This is a genomic window from Rhizobium sp. WYJ-E13, assembly GCF_018987265.1.
Lineage (GTDB): Bacteria > Pseudomonadota > Alphaproteobacteria > Rhizobiales > Rhizobiaceae > Rhizobium.
This window is the reverse complement of record NZ_CP076853.1, coordinates 3153898-3171569: the sequence shown is the minus strand read 5'-3', so window position 1 is coordinate 3171569 and position 17672 is coordinate 3153898. Positions and strand designations below refer to the sequence as shown.

Here is a 17672-nt window from a genome sequence, read left to right as displayed (position 1 = left end):
TCAACGAAAGGAATTCGTCATGGCCGTTCTTCATCTATCTTCCTCCGTCCCGGCTGTTCGCCGGTGGGCGCGAGTCCTGCGCCACTTCACGCCGAACTGGTTCGCGACGACGATGGGAACCGGTATCCTTGCCGTCTGTCTTGGCCAGTTTTCCGGTTCACCGCCACTCCATGCTGCGGGCGAGGCGCTGTGGCTGGCGAATATTGGGCTGTTTGCGGTCCTGGCCTGCATATATGCGGGAAAGTGGCTGCTGCATCCCGGCGCTGCGCTGAAGGCCTTCGACCATCCGGTGGTCTCGATGTTCTTTGGCTGTATACCGATGGGACTTGCGACCATCGTCAACGGCTTCCTGATCTTCGGGCCGGCTCTCTTCGGTGACGCAGCAGTTGCTATCGCATCGGAACTCTGGTGGGCGGATGCGGGGCTGGCGGTTCTGGCGGGCCTTGCCATTCCGCTGGTCATGTTCACGCGACAGCAGCATGCAATCGAGCATATGAGTGCCATCTGGCTTCTGCCGATCGTCGCATCGGAGGTCGCAGCCGCCAGCGGCGGACTATTGGTGCCGCATCTTGCCGAAGGCACGCAGCTTCCGGTGCTCTTTGCAAGTTTCGTGCTGTGGTCCTGCTCGGTGCCACTCGCTCTCGGCATTCTCATCATCCTCTTCCTGCGCCTGGCCCTGCACAAGTTACCGCCGGCCGGCATGGCGGCAACGAGCTTCCTGGCGCTTGGTCCCGTTGGTACCGGTGCGCTTGGTCTTGCTCTGTTTTCCGTCAATGGTGAGCAAGCTCTCGTTACAGGCGGGCTCGGTGCATTGGCACCGGCAATTTCGGGTGCGGCTCTGCTGGGTGCCGTCCTGTTATGGGGATATGGCCTCTGGTGGCTTGGTTTGGCGGTCGCGATCACCATCAACCACTTCCGACAGGGCCTGCCCTTCAACCTCGGCTGGTGGGGTTATACCTTCCCGATCGGTGTCTATGCCGTCGCGACGCTGCGGCTTTCCAGTATCTTCCCGCTACCGGCGCTTGCCGGTTTCGGGGAAGTTCTGGTCGCAGCCCTTGCCGCAATCTGGATCGTCGTCGCCTTCCGCACGTGCTGCGGCGCCTATGATGGTTCGCTCTTTGTCGATCCCAGCCTGGAGGGCTGATGGTCTATTGCCTACACAACTTTCTCAATCATTCGTTATTTTGAGAATGCCAGTCAGCATTGCATACTCTCTGCGGGGCTGGAAAAGGAGGATGCACATGAAACGCTACACACTGTCGATGATCGGTCTGGCGCTCATGGCGGCCATCATCGCCAATCCGGGCATCGCACTTGCCTGCAACAAATTGATCGGCACCTGAGCCGGTAATATCCACCTCTTTCTTGAAGGCGCAGCTCCGGCTGCGTCTTTTTTGATGCCTTTTCCGTTCCCATGCTGCGCTGCGCCCCAACTGGGTCTGCGCATCAGGCGCGCGCAGGGAAATAGGCCTATCGCGTCGGGGCTTCTCTGTCACCTTCCACTGGCGTCGTTGCGATCGGCGACTGTGCGTCGCCGGAGGCAACGGCTGCAGGCAAAGGGACCTGGCGCTTGCGTTCACGGATCAGCGTCAGCAGGCCCGAGCAGATGATGAGCACGATGCCGAAAGCCATCGGCAGATCGACGCTGTCGTTGAAGAAGAGATAGCCAAAGGCGATCGCCCAGATCATCTGGCTGTATTGCGGTGTCGCGACCAGCGTTGCAGGGGCGAGCCGCGCGGCGGTCATCAGCATCACGTTACCGGCTGCGCCGAGCAGGCCGTAGCTCGCAAGGAACAGCCATTGCTGTGGGCTTGGCACGACAACCTGCGAGAGCATGAGCAGGCCGCTGACGATGAGCGTGCCAAGCAGCGAGGCGCCATAAAGCGAGAGACGCTTTTCGGCCGGGCCGAGCTTGCGAAGGATGACGATGGCGATGGCCGCCGCGATCGCGCCGATGGTCGCGGCCAGATGGCCGACGGATAGTTCGCGGAAACCTGGCCTCAGAACCACGAGCACACCCAGGAAGCCGACGATGACGGCGGCCCAGCGCTGCCAGCGCACATCTTCCTTCAAAAAGATGACCGAGAGGATGGTGACGAAGGAGGGCAGAAGGAAGAGCAGGCAGAAGGCCTCCGCCATCGGCAGCTTGGTGAACGTGATGATGGAGGCGATTGCACCGGTCGCGCCAGCCGCAAAGCGCACCATCCAGAGCGGCCGGTTCGTCGTCCTGAAAATGTCGAGCCATGAATCTCCTCGTCCTTTGATCAAAGGCAGCGCAGCAAAGCTGAGGATCGCACCCGTGAAAGCGACCTGGAAGGAGGGAACCGTGCCGTGCAGAGCCTTGATGGATGCATCGCTGAAGGCAAAGACGGCATAGGCCGCAAATGCGACAAGGACGCCACGAAGCGTGGTGGAGGCGGCTGTCATTTATCCGAATCTACAAAAAGGTGGGTCATTTCATCTACGGGATGAAATGCGGCCGATCAAAGGTCGATTGCGAATAGCTGCAATGCGTGACCCGCGCATGACGCCGCCGGCAAGGCCAGAAAAGCCGGGCCTTGCGCGGAGACGCAATAGTTTCTATATCCGTCGCCCATGCAAGCTGGCGGCCGATCCCGCCGGACATACAGGAAATCCGCCACATTCCAACGTGAGAAAAGGCGGATCGAAACAGCATAGAATTTGGCAGCACCCGTGAACACACTGGATTTTGACAAGAAGCCGGAAGACACCCGTGTCGTCGTCGCCATGTCTGGCGGCGTTGACAGCTCCGTCGTGGCTGGGCTTCTCAAACGCCAGGGGTACGATGTGCTTGGCATCACGCTGCAGCTATACGATCATGGCGCTGCGGTCCACCGCGCCGGCTCGTGCTGCGCGGGCCAGGATATCGACGATGCACGCCGTGTCTGCGAGACGCTGGGTATTCCGCATTACGTGCTCGACTACGAGAAGCGGTTCCGCGAAACCGTCATCAATCCCTTTGCCGAGAGTTATGTCGCCGGCGAGACGCCGATCCCCTGCGTTGCCTGCAACCAGACGGTCAAGTTTGCCGATCTTCTGGCCACCGCCAAGGAACTCGGCGCCGATGCGCTGGCGACCGGCCATTATATCCGCTCGCGTCCAAATCCATCGTCCTGCAATCCCGGCCGTCGCGCGCTTTATCGCCCTGCTGATGCCGACCGCGACCAGAGCTATTTCCTCTTCGCCACGACGCAGGAGCAGATCGACTATCTGCGCTTCCCGCTCGGCGGTCTGCCGAAGTCGGAAACCCGCCGACTGGCCGAAGAGATGGGCCTCGTCGTCGCCAAGAAGGCCGACAGCCAGGACATCTGTTTCGTGCCGCAGGGCAAATATTCCGACATCATCACCAAGCTGAAGCCGAATTCGGCCTTGGCCGGTGATATCGTTCATCTCGATGGCCGCATCCTCGGCCAGCACGAAGGCATCCTGCATTACACGATCGGCCAGCGCCGCGGCATCGGCATTGCCACCGGCGAACCGCTCTACGTCGTCTTTCTCGACGCCCGTTCGCGCCGTGTCATCGTCGGCCCCAAGGAAGCGTTGGAAACGCATCGCGTCTACCTGCGCGACGTCAACTGGCTGGGTGACGAGACGCTTCAGGTCGCAGCCTCAGGCGAAGGCTTTGCCTGCTACGCAAAGGTGCGCTCCACCCGCGCGCCGGCGCCTGCCGTGCTGCATATCGATGCAAGCGGCATCTATGTCGACCTGACGATTGGCGAGGCTGGCATTGCGCCCGGCCAGGCCTGTGCGCTTTATTCGGCGCCCGGCGACGACGCCCGCGTCTTCGGCGGCGGCTTCATCGAGCGTTCCGAGCGCGAGCCGGCTGCGGAAGCCTCTCTGAAGGCTCTGCTTTCCAATCACGCCATGGCCTGAAACGGCTAAGAACGGCGCTGCGGAAAGCCCACCGTTTTTCTCCATCATGTGCTTGACACAAAGCGGAAGCGCACCTTATAAGCCGCACATCCCACGAACCGGAAGCGCTTCGCGAACGGTATCGTTTGACCAGTGGCGGAGTAGCTCAGTAGGTCAGAGCAGAGGAATCATAATCCTTGTGTCGGGGGTTCAAATCCCTCCTCCGCTACCATCAAACAGCCGACAAGTCCGGCCCGGTTATTCCCGATAGCCATCCCTTGATTTCGTAATGGCAGGCGTCTCTCTATTGGGCGGTTAGCCAAGAGGTATTTCATCCTCTCAACGGCTATATGGACAATTGGATCGTCCCTCGTCTCCCTAATCAGAAAAGACGAAATTGAGAGCATAGGCCCTATCGCCACCAACATTCAAATGGGTGGGGGCACTGCCCGAGGGCGAAGAAGCTGCCAAGGCCATTTGGCGAAATCTCAAGAAGAAATTGAAAAGGGTAGCTTCCGGTCAGGAAGAGACACCCTCTTCGTACTGACTCTGGACGAACAGCAGAACGGAAACTAGCGGACGGACCGCGGTCTACAATCGGACCAAGGTCTGATACCGCACCGTTTTTATAAGAGTTCAGTGGCCGCAACGAGAAGCAGATCTATGACAATCAGAGCCTTCCTCAAAGCGACCTCGGCACCGGAATACGAGGGATGCCGGAGCCTGACGCTAGAGTGGCGAAACATTGTTGGAAGCAACACACAACGCAGATATGGGGGAGGCGGAGGCCCGCACCCAAAGGTAGCGAGCGTTGTCGTGTTGAACAGTCAGTTCAGCACATCGATAACCGTAACGCCAGCCTCGTTTGCTGCACGAATTATCGCCGATCTGAGTTGCTCCGGTCCGGCGTTGCCCTTCACGACCTCCAGACAGATTTCAATCGCAGCAAGAAACGCCTCTCCGTCATTGCAGGGGAACTCGTTTATGAGTGCGTTTGCGGCTCCCATGGCCGTCCTGATGGAAAGGATCCTGTCGGGATCCTTAAAGACAAGAATCACCGGATCAAATTCGATCGAGGTGTCCCATTCCATTACACAATACTCCTGATGGGATGGCGTATTGTTAACGATGCAAGAGACGTACCAGTGCACGCGACGGTTTATTTTGAGGCAGGCGCCGTCATGACCACAACGGGCGTCCGCTGCCACTTGTCCCCAAAAGCAAAACAATAAGTGCGCCGCAGCGGCGCAGACGCTATAATTTCGACCGACAGGTGCACTGTACCGGGGATCTGCAATGAAATACGCAGTTGTCGCAATGCTTCTTGTGGCTGCCGGCTGCAGCACGACGACGCAGGACCAGCCGATCCCGGGCAGCTTGACCTATGGCGGCAAGGTTATCCATTCGCCTTATAAACCCGGCACTGTCATCAAGCACACGTTTCTCGGAGAGTTCGGTTATCGGGAGTTCGAGCGTTATGTCGTCCAGCCCGACGGCACGCTGAAGCTTGCCACGCGGATCACGAGCGAGGATTTCCTCTGGAATTGATGAGGCATGTCCTGGCGTCCTATTGAACGAGGACTCGGCGTTGACCTGCGTCAAGGCGCGGGATTACGATTGCGGTTGAATTCCCTCTACATCTGAATTCAGCCAGCAAACGGATCTCCCATGTACAATCGCATATTGCTGCCCACCGACGGTTCGGAACTCGCCGCTCGGGGCGTCGATCATGGTCTTGCACTTGCCAAGGCGCTCAACCTTCCCGTGACAGTCGTGAGCGTCATCGTGCCGCTGACCGGTTTTGCGCTCCAGGGGATCGTGCAGGCGGAGGCGATGGACAGCTACAACGAGGGTCGTCGGAAAGAGATCGAGGATCTGGAGCAGATCATTAGGGAAAAGGCGAAGAGCGCCGGTGTGGTTGCCGACTTCGTCAGCAAGGTGCATCTTTCGCCGGCCACGGCCATTCTGGAAACGGCGGCGGAGCGGGGCTGCGGCCTGATCGTTATTTCTTCGCACGGCCGCCGCGGCATCTCGCGGCTCATGCTCGGCAGCCAGACGTCCGAGGTTCTTTCCGAGGCGGGTATTCCAGTCCTGGTCGTAAAGTAAAAAAGCTCAGTTTTCCGTCAGCGCCGTGAGGTGTGTCGTGCGCTTGGCGATGTGATCTGCCGTCTTGGTGGACACCGCTCCGCTTTTCTCGCTCTTGTCGTCGGCTTCGTTGCGGCTGCCTGCCTCCGGTGTCATGTAGAAGGCCAGCGTTTCCTCCAGGCGGGAGGCAGTGAGGCTGGTGGTTAAACCCTTCATGGCTTTCCTCGGCGGTGTTTCCAGTTGTGGAATTTCATAACCTACGTTCCGGTGGGTTCGGAACATGGGCTGAAAGGTTGTCACCAACTTTCAAAGACCGATGAGCATTTCCATTTTCCCTGAATACGGAATGCTCCATCTCTTTGTTTCCATGCAATTCCGGACGCAGAACCGCTGTACATTTTTGCTGGATCTTCTTTAGTCGCTGATAATTTCGAGGCAGAATTCGATGAAGGCGCTGACCTTGGCTGGTACGTGATGCCGGGAGGGATGGACTGCGTAGAGTGGGAAGGTCTCGCCCGGCCAGTCCGGGTAGAGCTCGACAAGGCGCCCTTCGGCAAGCAGATCCTTGACGCTGAGGCCAAGCACCTGGGCGATGCCGGCACCGGCAAGGCAGGCATCGAGCATGGTGCCGGGGTCGCTCATCAGGAGCGAACCACGGGCGTCGAGCGGCACGATCTTCTTGCCTCTGTGCAGTTCCCATTCGAAGGTCCGGCCGGTCAGCGGATCGCGGAACTGGATACAGGAGTGGCTGGCGATCTCGGCGGGTGTCCTCGGCGTGCCATGCTCAGCGAGATAGGCTGGCGTCGCGACGGTCAGAACGCGGGTTTCCATCAGCTTGCGGGCGATGCGTGAAGAGCTCGGCTGCTGGCCGAAGCGGATGGCGATATCGATGCCGTCAGCGACGAGATCGCTCATCAGGTCGCGGGTTATCAATTCGAGTTCGAGCCCCGGATAGCGGGTCATGAACTGTCTCAGATGCGGCGCCAGCACCATGCGCGAAAAGATCGGGTCGACATCGACGCGCAGGCGGCCGCGAACGGCCAGCGATGAGCCTGATGCAAGCGTTGCGGCTTCTTCGATGCCATCCAGATGCGGAGCGACCTGTTCATAGAAATGAGCGCCTTCATCCGTCAGCCGAACCGAGCGGGTGGTGCGGTCGAGCAGGCGTACGCCGACACGGCCCTCCAGCCTTGATATGGCGCGGCTGACGCCGGAGGCGGAAAGACCGAGTGCATCGGCCGCTTTGACAAAGCTACCGCTTTCGACCACTGCGGCAAGCGTGCTGACACCGGAAAGCAGGCGGCCGTCGAATGCCATGGATCACTCCTGATTTGATGTCATGGATGATGTTGAGGAAGTGCTGTCCGGTCAAGAACGCAAGTCCTTGTCACTGCCCGCATGGATCGAGAAAACCTGCTCGATGGAACATCTTCCCGCGCATTTGGTTTCTCTCGCACAGATTGGAGGATCAAGCGATGACCCAATATGGTGACGACAAGAACCGAATTGTGGATGAGAATACAGGCACGCCGCTCGGGCAGACATCCTATGAAGAGGAAAAAACGCTTGCCGATGAGCGGCGCAGCCTTTCGCTCTGGGGCGTGCTGGCAGCTGGCATTCTGGTCATTCTGATCGCTGCGGCGAGTTTCGCCATCTGGCCAGGCACGACCAACGAACCGGCTTCGACCGCGTCCACAACTCAGGACCCGATCAACGCGCAGCCCTCGGGCGAGGGCACATTCGACAATAATCCGGCAACCGGCTCCATCAAGCCGCCGGAAGCCACCGACCGGGATCCGACACCTGACGGCAGCGGTGGTGGTCCGACGGGCGTGACCACGCCGAGCGGCACGCAGAACGGACAATAATATTGTGACCCTGCATCACGGCTGGGGAAGGGCTGCGCGGTTTCCGTGCAGTCCTTTTCATGGAGGTTAGAGCGCCGTGTGTCCGTTCGGACGGGCAACGGATACTCTAACGCTTCGATTTGACGCATCAGGCTTTCCGAAAATCGATTCCGATTTTCAGGCCGATGCTGTCCCTTCCTCTCAGGCCGCGGCCCATTTCCAGTTGCGAACGTCGGGCATATCCTCACCATACTCGCGGACATAGGCATGATGCTCGACGAGCTTGGCTCTCAGGCTTTCCAGCACTTCCGGCACTTTTTCCTTCAGGCCCGGAACGCGGTCGATCGCCTCGATCGCGAGGTGGAAGCGGTCGAGCTCGTTGAGCACGGTCATGTCGAAGGGTGTGGTGGTCGTTCCCTCTTCGATGAAACCGCGCACATGGATGTTGCGGTGGTTGGTACGTTTATAGGTCAGCCGGTGGATGAGGTAGGGATAGCCGTGATACGCGAAGATCACGGGCCTGTCCGACGTGAAGATCGCGTCGAAGACATCGTCCGTTAGGCCGTGCGGATGCTGATCCTGCGATTGCAGGGCAAGCAGGTCGACTACGTTGACGGTGCGGATCTTCAGTTCCGGGACATGCTGGTGCAGCAGATCGACGGCGGCGAGCGTCTCCATGGTCGGCACGTCGCCGGCACAGGCCATGACGACATCGGGCGCCACCGTGTCCTCCTCATGGCTCGCCCAGTCCCAGATGCCGATACCGGCCTCACAATGCTTCACCGCCTCATCCATGGTCAGCCATTGCGGCTCGGGCTGTTTGCCGGCGACGATGACGTTGATGCGGTCATAAGTCCTAAGGCAATGGTCGCCGACCCAGAGCAGCGTGTTCGCATCCGGCGGCAGGTAGATACGAACGATATCGGCCTTCTTGTTGGCGACGAGATCGACGAAGCCGGGGTCCTGATGCGAGAAGCCGTTGTGGTCCTGCCGCCAGACATGCGAGGTCAGCAGATAGTTCAGCGAGGAGATCGGCTTCCTCCACTCCAGCTCTCGGGTGACCTTCAACCATTTGGCATGCTGGTTGAACATCGAGTCGATGATGTGGATGAAGGCCTCGTAGCAGGAAAAGAGACCGTGCCGGCCCGTCAGCAGGTAGCCTTCCAGCCATCCCTGGCAAAGATGCTCGCTCAGAACCTCCATGACGCGGCCATCGCGGGAGAGGCTGACATCATAAGGTTCGATCTCCTCCATCCAGACGCGGTCGGTGACCTCGAAGACGCTGCCAAGGCGGTTTGATTCCGTTTCGTCGGGGCCGAAAATGCGGAAGTTCGCATTGGCTTCGTTGAGCGTCAGCGTATCACGCAGGTAGTGGCCGAGGATTTCGGTGGATTGCACCATGGCATCGCCGCGCTTTTCCACCTTCACCTCATAGGCGCGGATATCGGGTGCGATCAATTCCTTGCGCAGCAGACCGCCATTGGCATGTGGATTGGCACCCATGCGGCGCTCGCCCGAGGGGGCCAGTGCCCGCAGTTCCGGCTTCAGCGTGCCGGAGGCATCGAAGAGGTCTTCCGGATCGTAACTGCGCATCCAGTCTTCGAGGATTTTCCGGTGTCCGTCGTTCTCCCGGCAATTGGAGACCGGCACCTGATGGGCGCGCCAGAAGCCTTCGACCTTCTTGCCGTCCACTTCCTTCGGGCCAGTCCAGCCCTTGGGGCTGCGCAGCACGATCATCGGCCAGCGCGGGCAGTCCTGCGGCGCCTTGCCGTCGCGCGCTTCCTTCTGAATGGCGCGGATACGGTCGAAGACCGTCTCGAAGGTCGCGGCCATCTGCTGATGCATTTTGGCCGATTCGTGGCCTTCGACGAAGAAAGGCTCGTAGCCATAACCTTCGAAGAGATGCATCAGATCCTCGTCACCGGCACGACCGAGAACGGTCGGGTTGGCGATCTTATAGCCGTTCAAATGCAGGATCGGCAGAACGGCGCCGTCGCGGGCAGGGTTCAGAAACTTGTTGGAATGCCAGCTTGCTGCCAGCGGGCCGGTTTCGGCTTCGCCGTCGCCGATGACGCAGGCGACGATCAGATCGGGATTGTCGAAGGCTGCGCCATAGGCATGAACGAGCGCATAGCCGAGCTCTCCACCCTCATGGATGGAGCCGGGCGTTTCCGGCGCCGCGTGGCTCGGAATCCCGCCGGGGAAGGAGAACTGGCGGAAAAGCTTGCGCATGCCCTCTTCCGTCTCGGCTATATCGGGATAGATCTCGCTATAGATGCCTTCCAGATAGGTATTGGCGACCATGCCCGGCCCACCGTGACCGGGACCGCACATATAGATGATATCGAGATCGCGGGCGCGGATGACACGGTTCAAATGCGCGTAGATGAAGTTGAGGCCAGGTGTCGTGCCCCAATGGCCGAGCAGGCGGGGCTTGATATGTTCGGGCTTCAGGGGCTGGCGCAGGAGAGGATTGGAAAGAAGGTAAATTTGGCCGACTGAGAGATAGTTGGCGGCGCGCCAGTAGCGGTCGATGAGCGCGAGTTCTGCGTCTGAAAGAACGGATGGAGTCGAGACATGCTTTTCCATGGATTTCTCCCGTTTAAACTTGTTCAACGTCAATTCTAGCGGCCAGCGCCGGCACGCACTTGATCTGGATCATCGGGAGCGAAGAATAGAGAGTGCCTCCTGCGCGATGATCTGTTCCTCGTCCGTGGCAATGACATGCGCCGTTATGCGGCTCGAGGGTGTCGTGATCGTGAAGCCATTGGCTGCATTTGCCTTTTCGTCGACCGTAAGGCCGAGCCAGCCGAGATGCCGGATGACCGCCGAGCGGATCTGCGGCTGGTGCTCGCCGATCCCGGCGGTAAAGACGATCGCGTCGAGCCCGCCGAGCGTCATCGACATGCGGCCGATCTCGCCAGCGATGCGCAGCGTGAAGAGGTCGAGCGCCTCGCGCGCTTGCGGGCTTCCGTCCTCAAGAAGGTCGCGAGTATCTGCGTTGATGCCGGAGACGCCAAGCAGGCCGGAGCGATGGTAGAGCATGTCTTCCAGCTGATCGACGGACTGCTTCTTTTGCTGCAGCAGATGCAGGATCACGCCGGGATCGAGCCAGCCGGGCCGGGTGGCCATGGGTATGCCGTCCAGCGTGGAAAACCCCATGCTGCAGTCGCGGCTGATACCGTTTTCCAGAGCGCAGAGGCTTGCGCCGCTGCCGAGATGCGCGGCGACGATTTTCGCTTTATTCGACAGCCTGCGGCCGACCTCGCCAGCGATGAATTTGTAGGAGAGGCCGTGAAATCCGTAGCGCTTGATACCTTCGTCGTGAAGCGCGCGCGGGATGGCGAATCGGCGGACGAGGTCGATCTGCGTGGCATGAAAGGCGGTATCGAATGAGGCCGTTTGGGCAAGATGTGGTTTCAGGTGCTTCAGCGCGCGGATGAAGCGAAGCGCCTGCGGTTGATGAAGGGGTGCCAGCGGCGTAAGCGCGTCAATCGCTTCGATCGCGGTATCATCGAGCGCCGTCGCTGCGGTGAAGCGATCGCCGCCGTGAACGACGCGGTGGCCGGCAGTGCGCACGGTGCGGATATCGAAATGCTTCGACAGCAGCTCGAACGTCTCGTCGATGACGGCATGCAGGTCATCGGTGAGTTCGGCCTTCAGCGGCATGTCGAAGGTTTGCGGACCTTCCTTCAGGCTGAAGGCGAGGGGTTCGGCGCGGAAATCGATCACGCCCTTGCCGATGCGCCGCACCTTGCCATCCCCAATGGAAAAGATGCCGATCTTCACCGTTGAGGAACCGGCATTGAAGGTCAGGAGAAGATCGGTCGACGACATGTTGCTTGATGCTCCCCGGCAATCGTGACGATGAACGAACTTAGCGTCATCGCGTCGGGTGGGAAGCCTCTTCTGTCCTGGCGAGCAGTTTTTGGTTGTCGATTCAGTCCCCGGAAGGCGTCAGGCGAGGGATGACGCGTGGCTGGCCACTTTTGTTCACGCAATTCCGGACGCAAAACCTTCTCGCACTTTTGCTGCTGGAATTGCCTGGTTCAGGCCGTGGAGGCCAGGCTGGCATTTTGACTTTCGATGAAGATGCCCGCCTCTGCGGCGGGCATCGCTTTGCCGAAGAGATAGCCCTGGCCGATGTCGCAGCCAAGCTGCACCAGATACGTGAGCTGGGCATGCTCCTCGACACCTTCTGCCGTCGTCTTGATGTTGAGACTTTTTCCGAGAGCAAGCATGGCGCGGACGATTTTTTCCTGCTTCTCGTCTTCCCGGCAGGTGGCTATGAAGCTCTTGTCGATCTTGATCTTGTCGAAACGGTAGCGGGCGAGCTGCGCAAGGCTCGAATAGCCCGTGCCGAAATCATCAAGCGCGATCTGTACGCCCGCCTCATGCAGTTCATCGAGAATATGGGCCGCGATCGCCGGATCCTGGATCAGCGCGTTTTCGGTGATTTCCACCTCCAGCCGTCTGGCAGGCAGGCGACTTGCCGCAAGCACCTTGAGGATCCGCGAGGCAAGCAGTTTGTCCTCCATCTGCACAGGCGACACGTTGAACGAAAGCCTGACGTGATCAGGCCAGGCAAGCGCATCGCTGCAGGCCTGGGTGAGGAGGTTTTCGAACAGTTCGGTGATCATGCCGGTTTCTTCGGCGATGCCGATGAAGACCGGCGGCGGAATATGCATGCCGTCTTCGTCGGTCCATCGGGCCAGTGCCTCGAAGCCGCAGACCCTGCCGCTCCTGAGATCGATCAGCGGCTGGTAGTGGGGCTTGATCGCCTTGTTCTTGATGGCGCCGCGCAGCTTGGTTTCCAGCGATGCGCGTTCCGCTACTTTGTCCTGCATGGACGGTTCGAAGACCAGTTGATGATTGGGGCCGCGGGATTTTGCCTCGTACATGGCAAGGTCGGCGCGGTGAGCAGCATCCTCCAGCGGCTCTGCCCCTTCGCTCCAGCGGTCGTAGCCTACACTGGCGCCGACCTCGACGGCAAAACCGTCGATCAGAATGGGGCGGGTGACGGCCTGGATGAGCACTTTGGCAAACCATTCCTCCCGCGCCGCGGTCATGCCGAGGGCGATGATGATGAATTCATCGCCACCGAAGCGGTAGACGCAATCGGCGTTGCCCAGCGCGCAGATGCGCTTGGCGACTTCGACCAGCAGGACATCGCCGCCTTTGTGGCCAACGAGATCGTTGACTTTCTTGAAACCATCGAGATCGACGGAGAAGATCGTGACGTTGTTCCTTGCCTCGTCGGGAATATTGCCTTCCTTGTCGGCAATCTTGGGCAGAATCTTACGTTCGAAGGCGTAGCGGTTCGGAAGCTTAGTCAGATGGTCGTGGGTGGCAATCCAGTCGGCGCGGGCCTGGGCGGCATCGCGAAGCTGCATCTCCTTGCGAAGATCGGCAATGCGCATCACGGAATAGATGAAACTCATCGCGCCGGCGATGCCGAGGGCGAGCACAAACTTGTCGGCGCCGTAGTCCTCGAAGTTGCTCATGAAGGTGACGAGCGAGCTATCGACATCCAGCAGGGCACCTGAAATCCATAGCGCCGCACCGAGCGTCATGATCGTCAGACATTGCCTTCCCGCCCTGGTCCTGAAGAACTCTGGCATCAGCATCTCCATCTCCATCCCGCGGCGGAAATATCATGAAAGTCTGAAATGTTTATTGAAACCTGAAGGCGAATTGTTGGAGAACATGCCACGCATTCGGTAGCGCTTTCATCGAAAGCAAGCACGCTTTTCGTGTTGCGCAGGCTTTGCCATGTCGCAAGATACATCGAATTTTCCCGCAATTTCAAACCTCCGACCGTTAGCCGCTCTATGCCTTCCAACGGATGTATCCGGATGTCATGGCTCCGGCGATCTGCCGTTCGAATTTCCTGACCTTTTCGCGGCCCTGGGAGAGGCAAAGCACGTGTCGGACGAACTGGAGCTGAAAGTTGATTACCTCCGACCGTCCCAAGCGGAACCAATGCGCTGCTCAAGCCGTTTTTCGGGACTATCCAGGAGAGAGGACGATCCCATGCAGCTTGTTGGCACCCAGGTCATCCCCGCCTATGGCGGTAAAGGCGGTTTCACGGTTGAGTTCGTGGGCGACGGGGGCGAAGTCGTCTCCGTGCAGATCAAGAGTGATCGCGGCCAGCAATTGAACCGGCTGAATGCGGTGGAAAAGGCGAGAGAGGTTATGAGGCGCTTCGCTACGGCACCAATCCGCGAGGGCGATAAGGTGCAACCAGCTGGGTTAGGGAATGCTCGTTCGCGGGATGACGAGGAGGAGATGGAACAGCAATTGGACGAGGGATTGGAAGGTACTTTTCCTGCCAGCGATCCGGTCTCGATCACCCACACCGCAATACCCAAGGGCAGCAAACACTGATCCGCCGATCCCGGGCCGGCTCAGCCCGTTCGCCTAGGTCACTCAGGTCCGGCAATAAGATCGGCAAAGAGAAAGGCGAGCGGCCGTAGCGCGCCCGCCTTTGACGTACTCTGACTTTCAGGCGACATTGATCAGCAATGGTAGGCTGATTATTACGCCGACGAGAACGGCGACAACAGTTGCGATACGCACGATGCGCAGACGCCGCGTACGCTCCCCACTCCAGTCATAGGTCATTTTTCGTCTCCTCGGGGAAGGATGTAGAGCCCGGAATTCCGGGTCCAATATGTATGACTGCGTTTGCTTGTGTAAGGCTGGACTAATTTACGAGGAATGTTCAGAAACGGAGCGACCAACGGCGACCGTCATGCGTCATGCGCGCCATGCCGAGCGGCTGGATATCGATCGTCCAGAAAGCGACCGGCGGTGCCTTCAGCACGTTCAGAATCGCAGCGCGGATGACGACCGTATGGGTAACCGCGATGACATGGCCGCCGAGCGGCATTTCCTCATTCATCCAGCCGGCGATGCGCTTGCCAAGCTGTTGCAGGCTCTCTCCCTCGTGGGGGGCGGCTTCGGGATCGGACATCCAGAGAGCAATGTTTTCGGGCTCTTCGGAGTGAAGGCTCATGAGCGGCCTGCCGGCCCAGCGGCCGTAGTCGCAATCTCGCAGAGACGGCGCAACGGTCGCTTCGAAACCCAGCATCTCGGCCGTCTGCCGGGCGCGCAACGCCGGGCTCGTAAAAACCCTGTCTGCCCTTCCTGGTGTCGGCATCGCGGCCTCGCCCAGGGTCTTTTCCTCCAGTGGCTCATCGACCGGAAAGGAGGCGGTGCGATTTGCCGCCGTGGCGCCGTGGTTTATCCATGTGAGCCGGGTGGTCATATTACGCGCCCTCCGGAGATAGGGCGGGATGGCCGCCGCCCGCATATGAAGTTTCGTTGACAGTCTCTTTGACGAAAAGATATAACTGTGACGTTGCAGGTTTGGAAGCCGGTGAAAGTCCGGCACGGTCGCGCCACTGTGATCAGCGTGTCGAAGTTCTTCGCGTTGGAAGTCAGACCCTACTGCAATCGAGATCTTCGACTGAACGCGTCATTCCCGGAGGAATACATGTCTGATACCGCTTTTGCGCCCGTCGCATCACCCGCGCCGATCCCCGTGGGCCAGATCCTGCCCTGGGCGATCTTCGGTGGCCTGCTGATGCTGGTCGCCATCTATTTCGTCGGTACTGAAGAAGGCGCAATGGCGCTCTTTAACGGCATGTATGTGCACGAATTCGTGCATGACGCCCGCCATCTTCTCGGCTTCCCCTGCCACTAAGGGAGGTTCTCACATGGTTGGAAATCTTCTGCTCCGCGGCATGGTCGCGGGCCTGATTGCTGGCGTCTTGGTTTTTGCCTTTGCGCGCTTTTTCGGGGAGCCGCTCGTCGATGCGGCCATTGCCTTCGAAGAGGCGATATCGCAGGCGGCCGGCCAGGCAGCCGAACCGGAAATCGTCAGCCGTGCCACACAGGCGGGCCTTGGGCTCTTTACCGGCGTCATAGTATACAGTGTCGCCATTGGCGGCCTGTTCGCGCTTGTCTTCGCTTTCGTGCAGGGCCGCTTCAGCAGCCTTTCGGTACGCGGCACTTCTGCTGTCATCGCGGTCGCTGCTTTCGTCGCTATCGACATTGTTCCGGCCATCAAATATCCAGCCAACCCGCCGGCTGTCGGCAACTCGGATACGATCAGCGTTCGCACCGAGCTGTTCTTCCTGATGATCGTCGTTTCCACCGCCTCGATGGTTGCAGCAATTGCTCTCGCGCGACGGCTGACGTTGAACTACGGCGCCTGGAATGCTGCGATCATTGCGAGTGTTGCCTTCATCGTCTTCATCGGCCTCGTGGAGCATCTGTTGCCGCCGATCAATGAAGTGCCGGAGAATTTCTCTGCCATGTTACTGTGGCGCTTCCGCACGACGACGATCGCTATGCACATGATCCTGTGGTCGGTGCTCGGCCTTGCCTTCGGTGCGCTGGCAGAGCGGCGCCTCGGGGTGGGAACCGGGGTTCGTTCGGCTTATCGATAGAATGGCGGGGAGGGAGCTTCGACTGCTCCCTCTTTTCTCATGGGCCTGTCGGCTCGTGGTTAGCCGTATCGGGACTGGGGCGTCTTATGAAAATAGCGTTGCACTCCATCTGTTTCGGCCTTGCCCTGCTGACCGCGGGCATCGCATCTGCGCACAGTCGCAGCGGCGAGGGCAGTCATGGCGGCCTGCCGGTACCTGAGATCTCTCACGGCGAGATGGCGGTCATTTCCGATTATCGCACGCGCATCATGGATCTCGCCTCAAAGGCAATGGATACGAGCGAGCCTTTTCGGCGCGTGCTGAATTATGCCGAAATCCAGTATTCCTACTGTCTCTGGGGTCGGATACCGGGCAGCGTGACAGATGAAGAAAGCCCGTTCAACGAATGCGCGCATGCCTACCTTGCCGCGACAAAGGCGGTGCTCATGGCATTGCGCGACATGCCGCACGAGGCGGCTGCGGCAGGGGAGATTGCATCGGACGTCGATGCCGACATGGTCAGCCGCGGCCTTTCACTGGTAACCTGCCGCTTCAGTGGAGAAGGTTTCAATACCGCCGATGTGGTAGGTCCGCGCTGGAGTGAAATCCCGCGGCATCCGGCGAGCATGGCTTCGCTGAGCGGATTTTCAGCGATCGTCGCCTTAGGGGTCTTTGCGGTCAGGCGGTGTCTTCGGCTTCAGTCTTCCGAATAGCGCTGCTCGCGCCACGGATCGCCATACATATGGTAGCCGTTCTTTTCCCAGAAGCCGGCCTTGTCGGTCGGCAGCAGATCGATACGGCGCAGCCATTTGGCGCTTTTCCAAAAATAAAGGTGCGGAACGACGAGGCGCATCGGTCCGCCGTGATCGCGGGTCAGCGGCAAACCCTCCCATGCGGTGGCGAGAATGGCGTCTTCAGCAGCGAAATCGGAAAGCGGCAGATTGGTCGTATAGCCGTCATAGCTGGTCAGCATGACGTAACCGGCTTCCGCTTTCGGCATGGCGAGATCGAGCAGGTCGCGGGTGGCAACGCCCTTCCACTTGTTATCGTATCGAGACCATGTCGTGACACAATGGATATCGCTGACCATGCTGCTCTGTTCCAGCGCCTGGAAGGCCGCCCAATTGAGGTCGAGCGGTGTCTCGACTAGACCTAGAACCTCCAGCCGCCAGCTCTCGATGGAAATAATCGGCTGCTGGCCGAGGTCGAGGACCGGCCAGTTTTTGACCAGATGCTGGCCGGGTGGCAGGCGCTCGGTTTCCGGGCGGCTGATGCGGCCGGTCAGAAACTTTCCCTCGGCCGCCCAGCGGCGCTTGGACGTCGTGAGCTTGCTATCATCGGGGATTTGGTCGTCGCTCATGAAGGTCTCCTTGCGGTGCAGCAATCAGACATCCGCGCCTGGCATGTGTCAAGTTTCAGCACCTCTTGGAAA

18 protein-coding genes, 1 tRNA gene and 1 riboswitch are annotated in these 17672 nt (G+C 59.5%); of the genes, 10 read left to right on the top strand and 9 right to left on the bottom strand.

Annotated features, from left to right (window positions below; genetic code table 11):
- The first annotated feature begins 19 nt into the window (after positions 1 to 19).
- On the top strand, positions 20 to 1144 hold the full coding sequence (locus tag KQ933_RS15905; protein ID WP_216755783.1) for a TDT family transporter: 1125 nt from the start codon (positions 20 to 22) through the stop codon (positions 1142 to 1144).
- 326 nt (positions 1145 to 1470) lie between these two features.
- Here KQ933_RS15905 and KQ933_RS15900 read toward each other — a convergent pair whose 3' ends face one another.
- Positions 1471 to 2427 (bottom strand): DMT family transporter, encoded by a 957-nt coding sequence (locus KQ933_RS15900; protein WP_216755782.1) that lies wholly within the window; start codon positions 2425 to 2427, stop codon positions 1471 to 1473.
- A 267-nt stretch (positions 2428 to 2694) separates the two neighbouring features.
- On the opposite strand from KQ933_RS15900, the gene mnmA reads away from it, so the two are divergent.
- A complete protein-coding gene (gene mnmA / locus KQ933_RS15895) occupies positions 2695 to 3894 on the top strand; it encodes a tRNA 2-thiouridine(34) synthase MnmA (protein WP_216755781.1) in 1200 nt (399 codons plus the stop codon).
- A gap of 134 nt (positions 3895 to 4028) precedes the next feature.
- A tRNA-Met gene (locus tag KQ933_RS15890) sits at positions 4029 to 4105 on the top strand.
- Between the two features lie 595 nt (positions 4106 to 4700).
- Here the strand turns inward: KQ933_RS15890 and KQ933_RS15885 are convergent.
- The gene (locus KQ933_RS15885; protein WP_216755780.1) at positions 4701 to 4964 is read right to left on the bottom strand and encodes a DUF982 domain-containing protein; all 264 of its coding nucleotides are present in this window, start codon (positions 4962 to 4964) and stop codon (positions 4701 to 4703) included.
- 205 nt (positions 4965 to 5169) lie between these two features.
- Between KQ933_RS15885 and KQ933_RS15880 the strand changes: the two genes are divergently transcribed.
- Together KQ933_RS15880 and KQ933_RS15875 are read left to right on the top strand one after the other, a co-directional pair.
- Complete coding sequence (locus KQ933_RS15880) at positions 5170 to 5421, top strand: hypothetical protein (protein WP_216755779.1); 252 nt, start codon at positions 5170 to 5172, stop codon at positions 5419 to 5421.
- A gap of 120 nt (positions 5422 to 5541) precedes the next feature.
- Positions 5542 to 5979 carry a universal stress protein gene (locus tag KQ933_RS15875; RefSeq protein ID WP_216755778.1) on the top strand — a complete coding sequence of 146 codons (438 nt, stop codon included), beginning with the start codon at positions 5542 to 5544 and terminating at the stop codon, positions 5977 to 5979.
- Between the two features lie 6 nt (positions 5980 to 5985).
- On the opposite strand, the gene KQ933_RS15870 is transcribed toward KQ933_RS15875, so the two are convergent.
- Positions 5986 to 6174, bottom strand: coding sequence for a hypothetical protein (locus KQ933_RS15870; RefSeq protein WP_216755777.1), 189 nt, complete (start codon positions 6172 to 6174; stop codon positions 5986 to 5988).
- Between the two features lie 198 nt (positions 6175 to 6372).
- Positions 6373 to 7275 carry a LysR family transcriptional regulator gene (locus tag KQ933_RS15865; protein WP_216755776.1) on the bottom strand — a complete coding sequence of 301 codons (903 nt, stop codon included), beginning with the start codon at positions 7273 to 7275 and terminating at the stop codon, positions 6373 to 6375.
- 158 nt (positions 7276 to 7433) lie between these two features.
- Between KQ933_RS15865 and KQ933_RS15860 the strand changes: the two genes are divergently transcribed.
- Positions 7434 to 7826, top strand: coding sequence for a hypothetical protein (locus KQ933_RS15860; RefSeq protein ID WP_253958248.1), 393 nt, complete (start codon positions 7434 to 7436; stop codon positions 7824 to 7826).
- A gap of 180 nt (positions 7827 to 8006) precedes the next feature.
- Here KQ933_RS15860 and KQ933_RS15855 read toward each other — a convergent pair whose 3' ends face one another.
- From KQ933_RS15855 to KQ933_RS15845, 3 genes are all read right to left on the bottom strand, one after another.
- Complete coding sequence (locus KQ933_RS15855) at positions 8007 to 10394, bottom strand: phosphoketolase (RefSeq protein WP_216755775.1); 2388 nt, start codon at positions 10392 to 10394, stop codon at positions 8007 to 8009.
- Positions 10395 to 10463: 69 nt separating this feature from the next.
- Complete coding sequence (locus tag KQ933_RS15850; RefSeq protein WP_216755774.1) at positions 10464 to 11642, bottom strand: acetate/propionate family kinase; 1179 nt, start codon at positions 11640 to 11642, stop codon at positions 10464 to 10466.
- 212 nt (positions 11643 to 11854) lie between these two features.
- Positions 11855 to 13426 carry a bifunctional diguanylate cyclase/phosphodiesterase gene (locus tag KQ933_RS15845; protein ID WP_216755773.1) on the bottom strand — a complete coding sequence of 524 codons (1572 nt, stop codon included), beginning with the start codon at positions 13424 to 13426 and terminating at the stop codon, positions 11855 to 11857.
- A gap of 412 nt (positions 13427 to 13838) precedes the next feature.
- Between KQ933_RS15845 and KQ933_RS15840 the strand changes: the two genes are divergently transcribed.
- Entirely contained in the window at positions 13839 to 14192 is a 354-nt protein-coding gene (locus KQ933_RS15840; protein ID WP_216755772.1) for a hypothetical protein, read from the top strand.
- A 337-nt stretch (positions 14193 to 14529) separates the two neighbouring features.
- On the opposite strand, the gene KQ933_RS15835 is transcribed toward KQ933_RS15840, so the two are convergent.
- Positions 14530 to 15075 carry a histidine phosphatase family protein gene (locus KQ933_RS15835; RefSeq protein WP_216755771.1) on the bottom strand — a complete coding sequence of 182 codons (546 nt, stop codon included), beginning with the start codon at positions 15073 to 15075 and terminating at the stop codon, positions 14530 to 14532.
- 103 nt (positions 15076 to 15178) lie between these two features.
- A riboswitch (cobalamin riboswitch) is annotated at positions 15179 to 15253 on the top strand.
- Between the two features lie 50 nt (positions 15254 to 15303).
- Here KQ933_RS15835 and KQ933_RS15830 point away from each other — a divergent pair.
- The 3 genes from KQ933_RS15830 (at position 15304) to KQ933_RS15820 (ending at position 16953) form a co-directional block, all read left to right on the top strand.
- Entirely contained in the window at positions 15304 to 15513 is a 210-nt protein-coding gene (locus tag KQ933_RS15830) for a CbtB-domain containing protein (protein WP_216755770.1), read from the top strand.
- A gap of 13 nt (positions 15514 to 15526) precedes the next feature.
- Positions 15527 to 16261, top strand: a complete 735-nt coding sequence (locus KQ933_RS15825; RefSeq protein ID WP_216755769.1) for a CbtA family protein — start codon at positions 15527 to 15529, stop codon at positions 16259 to 16261.
- A gap of 86 nt (positions 16262 to 16347) precedes the next feature.
- On the top strand, positions 16348 to 16953 hold the full coding sequence (locus KQ933_RS15820; protein WP_216755768.1) for a hypothetical protein: 606 nt from the start codon (positions 16348 to 16350) through the stop codon (positions 16951 to 16953).
- Here the strand turns inward: KQ933_RS15820 and KQ933_RS15815 are convergent.
- A complete protein-coding gene (locus KQ933_RS15815; RefSeq protein WP_216755767.1) occupies positions 16938 to 17600 on the bottom strand; it encodes a sulfite oxidase-like oxidoreductase in 663 nt (220 codons plus the stop codon). The genes KQ933_RS15820 and KQ933_RS15815 overlap by 16 nt on opposite strands.
- Between the last annotated feature and the right edge of the window lie 72 nt (positions 17601 to 17672).

Bases quoted from the DNA above. Each gene is read 5' to 3' on its own strand.
- KQ933_RS15905 (WP_216755783.1), top strand. From the start codon at position 20: ATGGCCGTTCTTCATCTATCTTCCTCCGTCCCGGCTGTTCGCCGGTGG.
- KQ933_RS15900 (WP_216755782.1), bottom strand. From the start codon at position 2,427: ATGACAGCCGCCTCCACCACGCTTCGTGGCGTCCTTGTCGCATTTGCG.
- KQ933_RS15885 (WP_216755780.1), bottom strand. From the start codon at position 4,964: ATGGAATGGGACACCTCGATCGAATTTGATCCGGTGATTCTTGTCTTT.
- KQ933_RS15880 (WP_216755779.1), top strand. From the start codon at position 5,170: ATGAAATACGCAGTTGTCGCAATGCTTCTTGTGGCTGCCGGCTGCAGC.
- KQ933_RS15875 (WP_216755778.1), top strand. From the start codon at position 5,542: ATGTACAATCGCATATTGCTGCCCACCGACGGTTCGGAACTCGCCGCT.
- KQ933_RS15870 (WP_216755777.1), bottom strand. From the start codon at position 6,174: ATGAAGGGTTTAACCACCAGCCTCACTGCCTCCCGCCTGGAGGAAACG.
- KQ933_RS15865 (WP_216755776.1), bottom strand. From the start codon at position 7,275: ATGGCATTCGACGGCCGCCTGCTTTCCGGTGTCAGCACGCTTGCCGCA.
- KQ933_RS15860 (WP_253958248.1), top strand. From the start codon at position 7,434: ATGACCCAATATGGTGACGACAAGAACCGAATTGTGGATGAGAATACA.
- KQ933_RS15855 (WP_216755775.1), bottom strand. From the start codon at position 10,394: ATGGAAAAGCATGTCTCGACTCCATCCGTTCTTTCAGACGCAGAACTC.
- KQ933_RS15850 (WP_216755774.1), bottom strand. From the start codon at position 11,642: ATGTCGTCGACCGATCTTCTCCTGACCTTCAATGCCGGTTCCTCAACG.
- KQ933_RS15845 (WP_216755773.1), bottom strand. From the start codon at position 13,426: ATGCCAGAGTTCTTCAGGACCAGGGCGGGAAGGCAATGTCTGACGATC.
- KQ933_RS15840 (WP_216755772.1), top strand. From the start codon at position 13,839: ATGCAGCTTGTTGGCACCCAGGTCATCCCCGCCTATGGCGGTAAAGGC.
- KQ933_RS15835 (WP_216755771.1), bottom strand. From the start codon at position 15,075: ATGACCACCCGGCTCACATGGATAAACCACGGCGCCACGGCGGCAAAT.
- KQ933_RS15830 (WP_216755770.1), top strand. From the start codon at position 15,304: ATGTCTGATACCGCTTTTGCGCCCGTCGCATCACCCGCGCCGATCCCC.
- KQ933_RS15825 (WP_216755769.1), top strand. From the start codon at position 15,527: ATGGTTGGAAATCTTCTGCTCCGCGGCATGGTCGCGGGCCTGATTGCT.
- KQ933_RS15820 (WP_216755768.1), top strand. From the start codon at position 16,348: ATGAAAATAGCGTTGCACTCCATCTGTTTCGGCCTTGCCCTGCTGACC.
- KQ933_RS15815 (WP_216755767.1), bottom strand. From the start codon at position 17,600: ATGAGCGACGACCAAATCCCCGATGATAGCAAGCTCACGACGTCCAAG.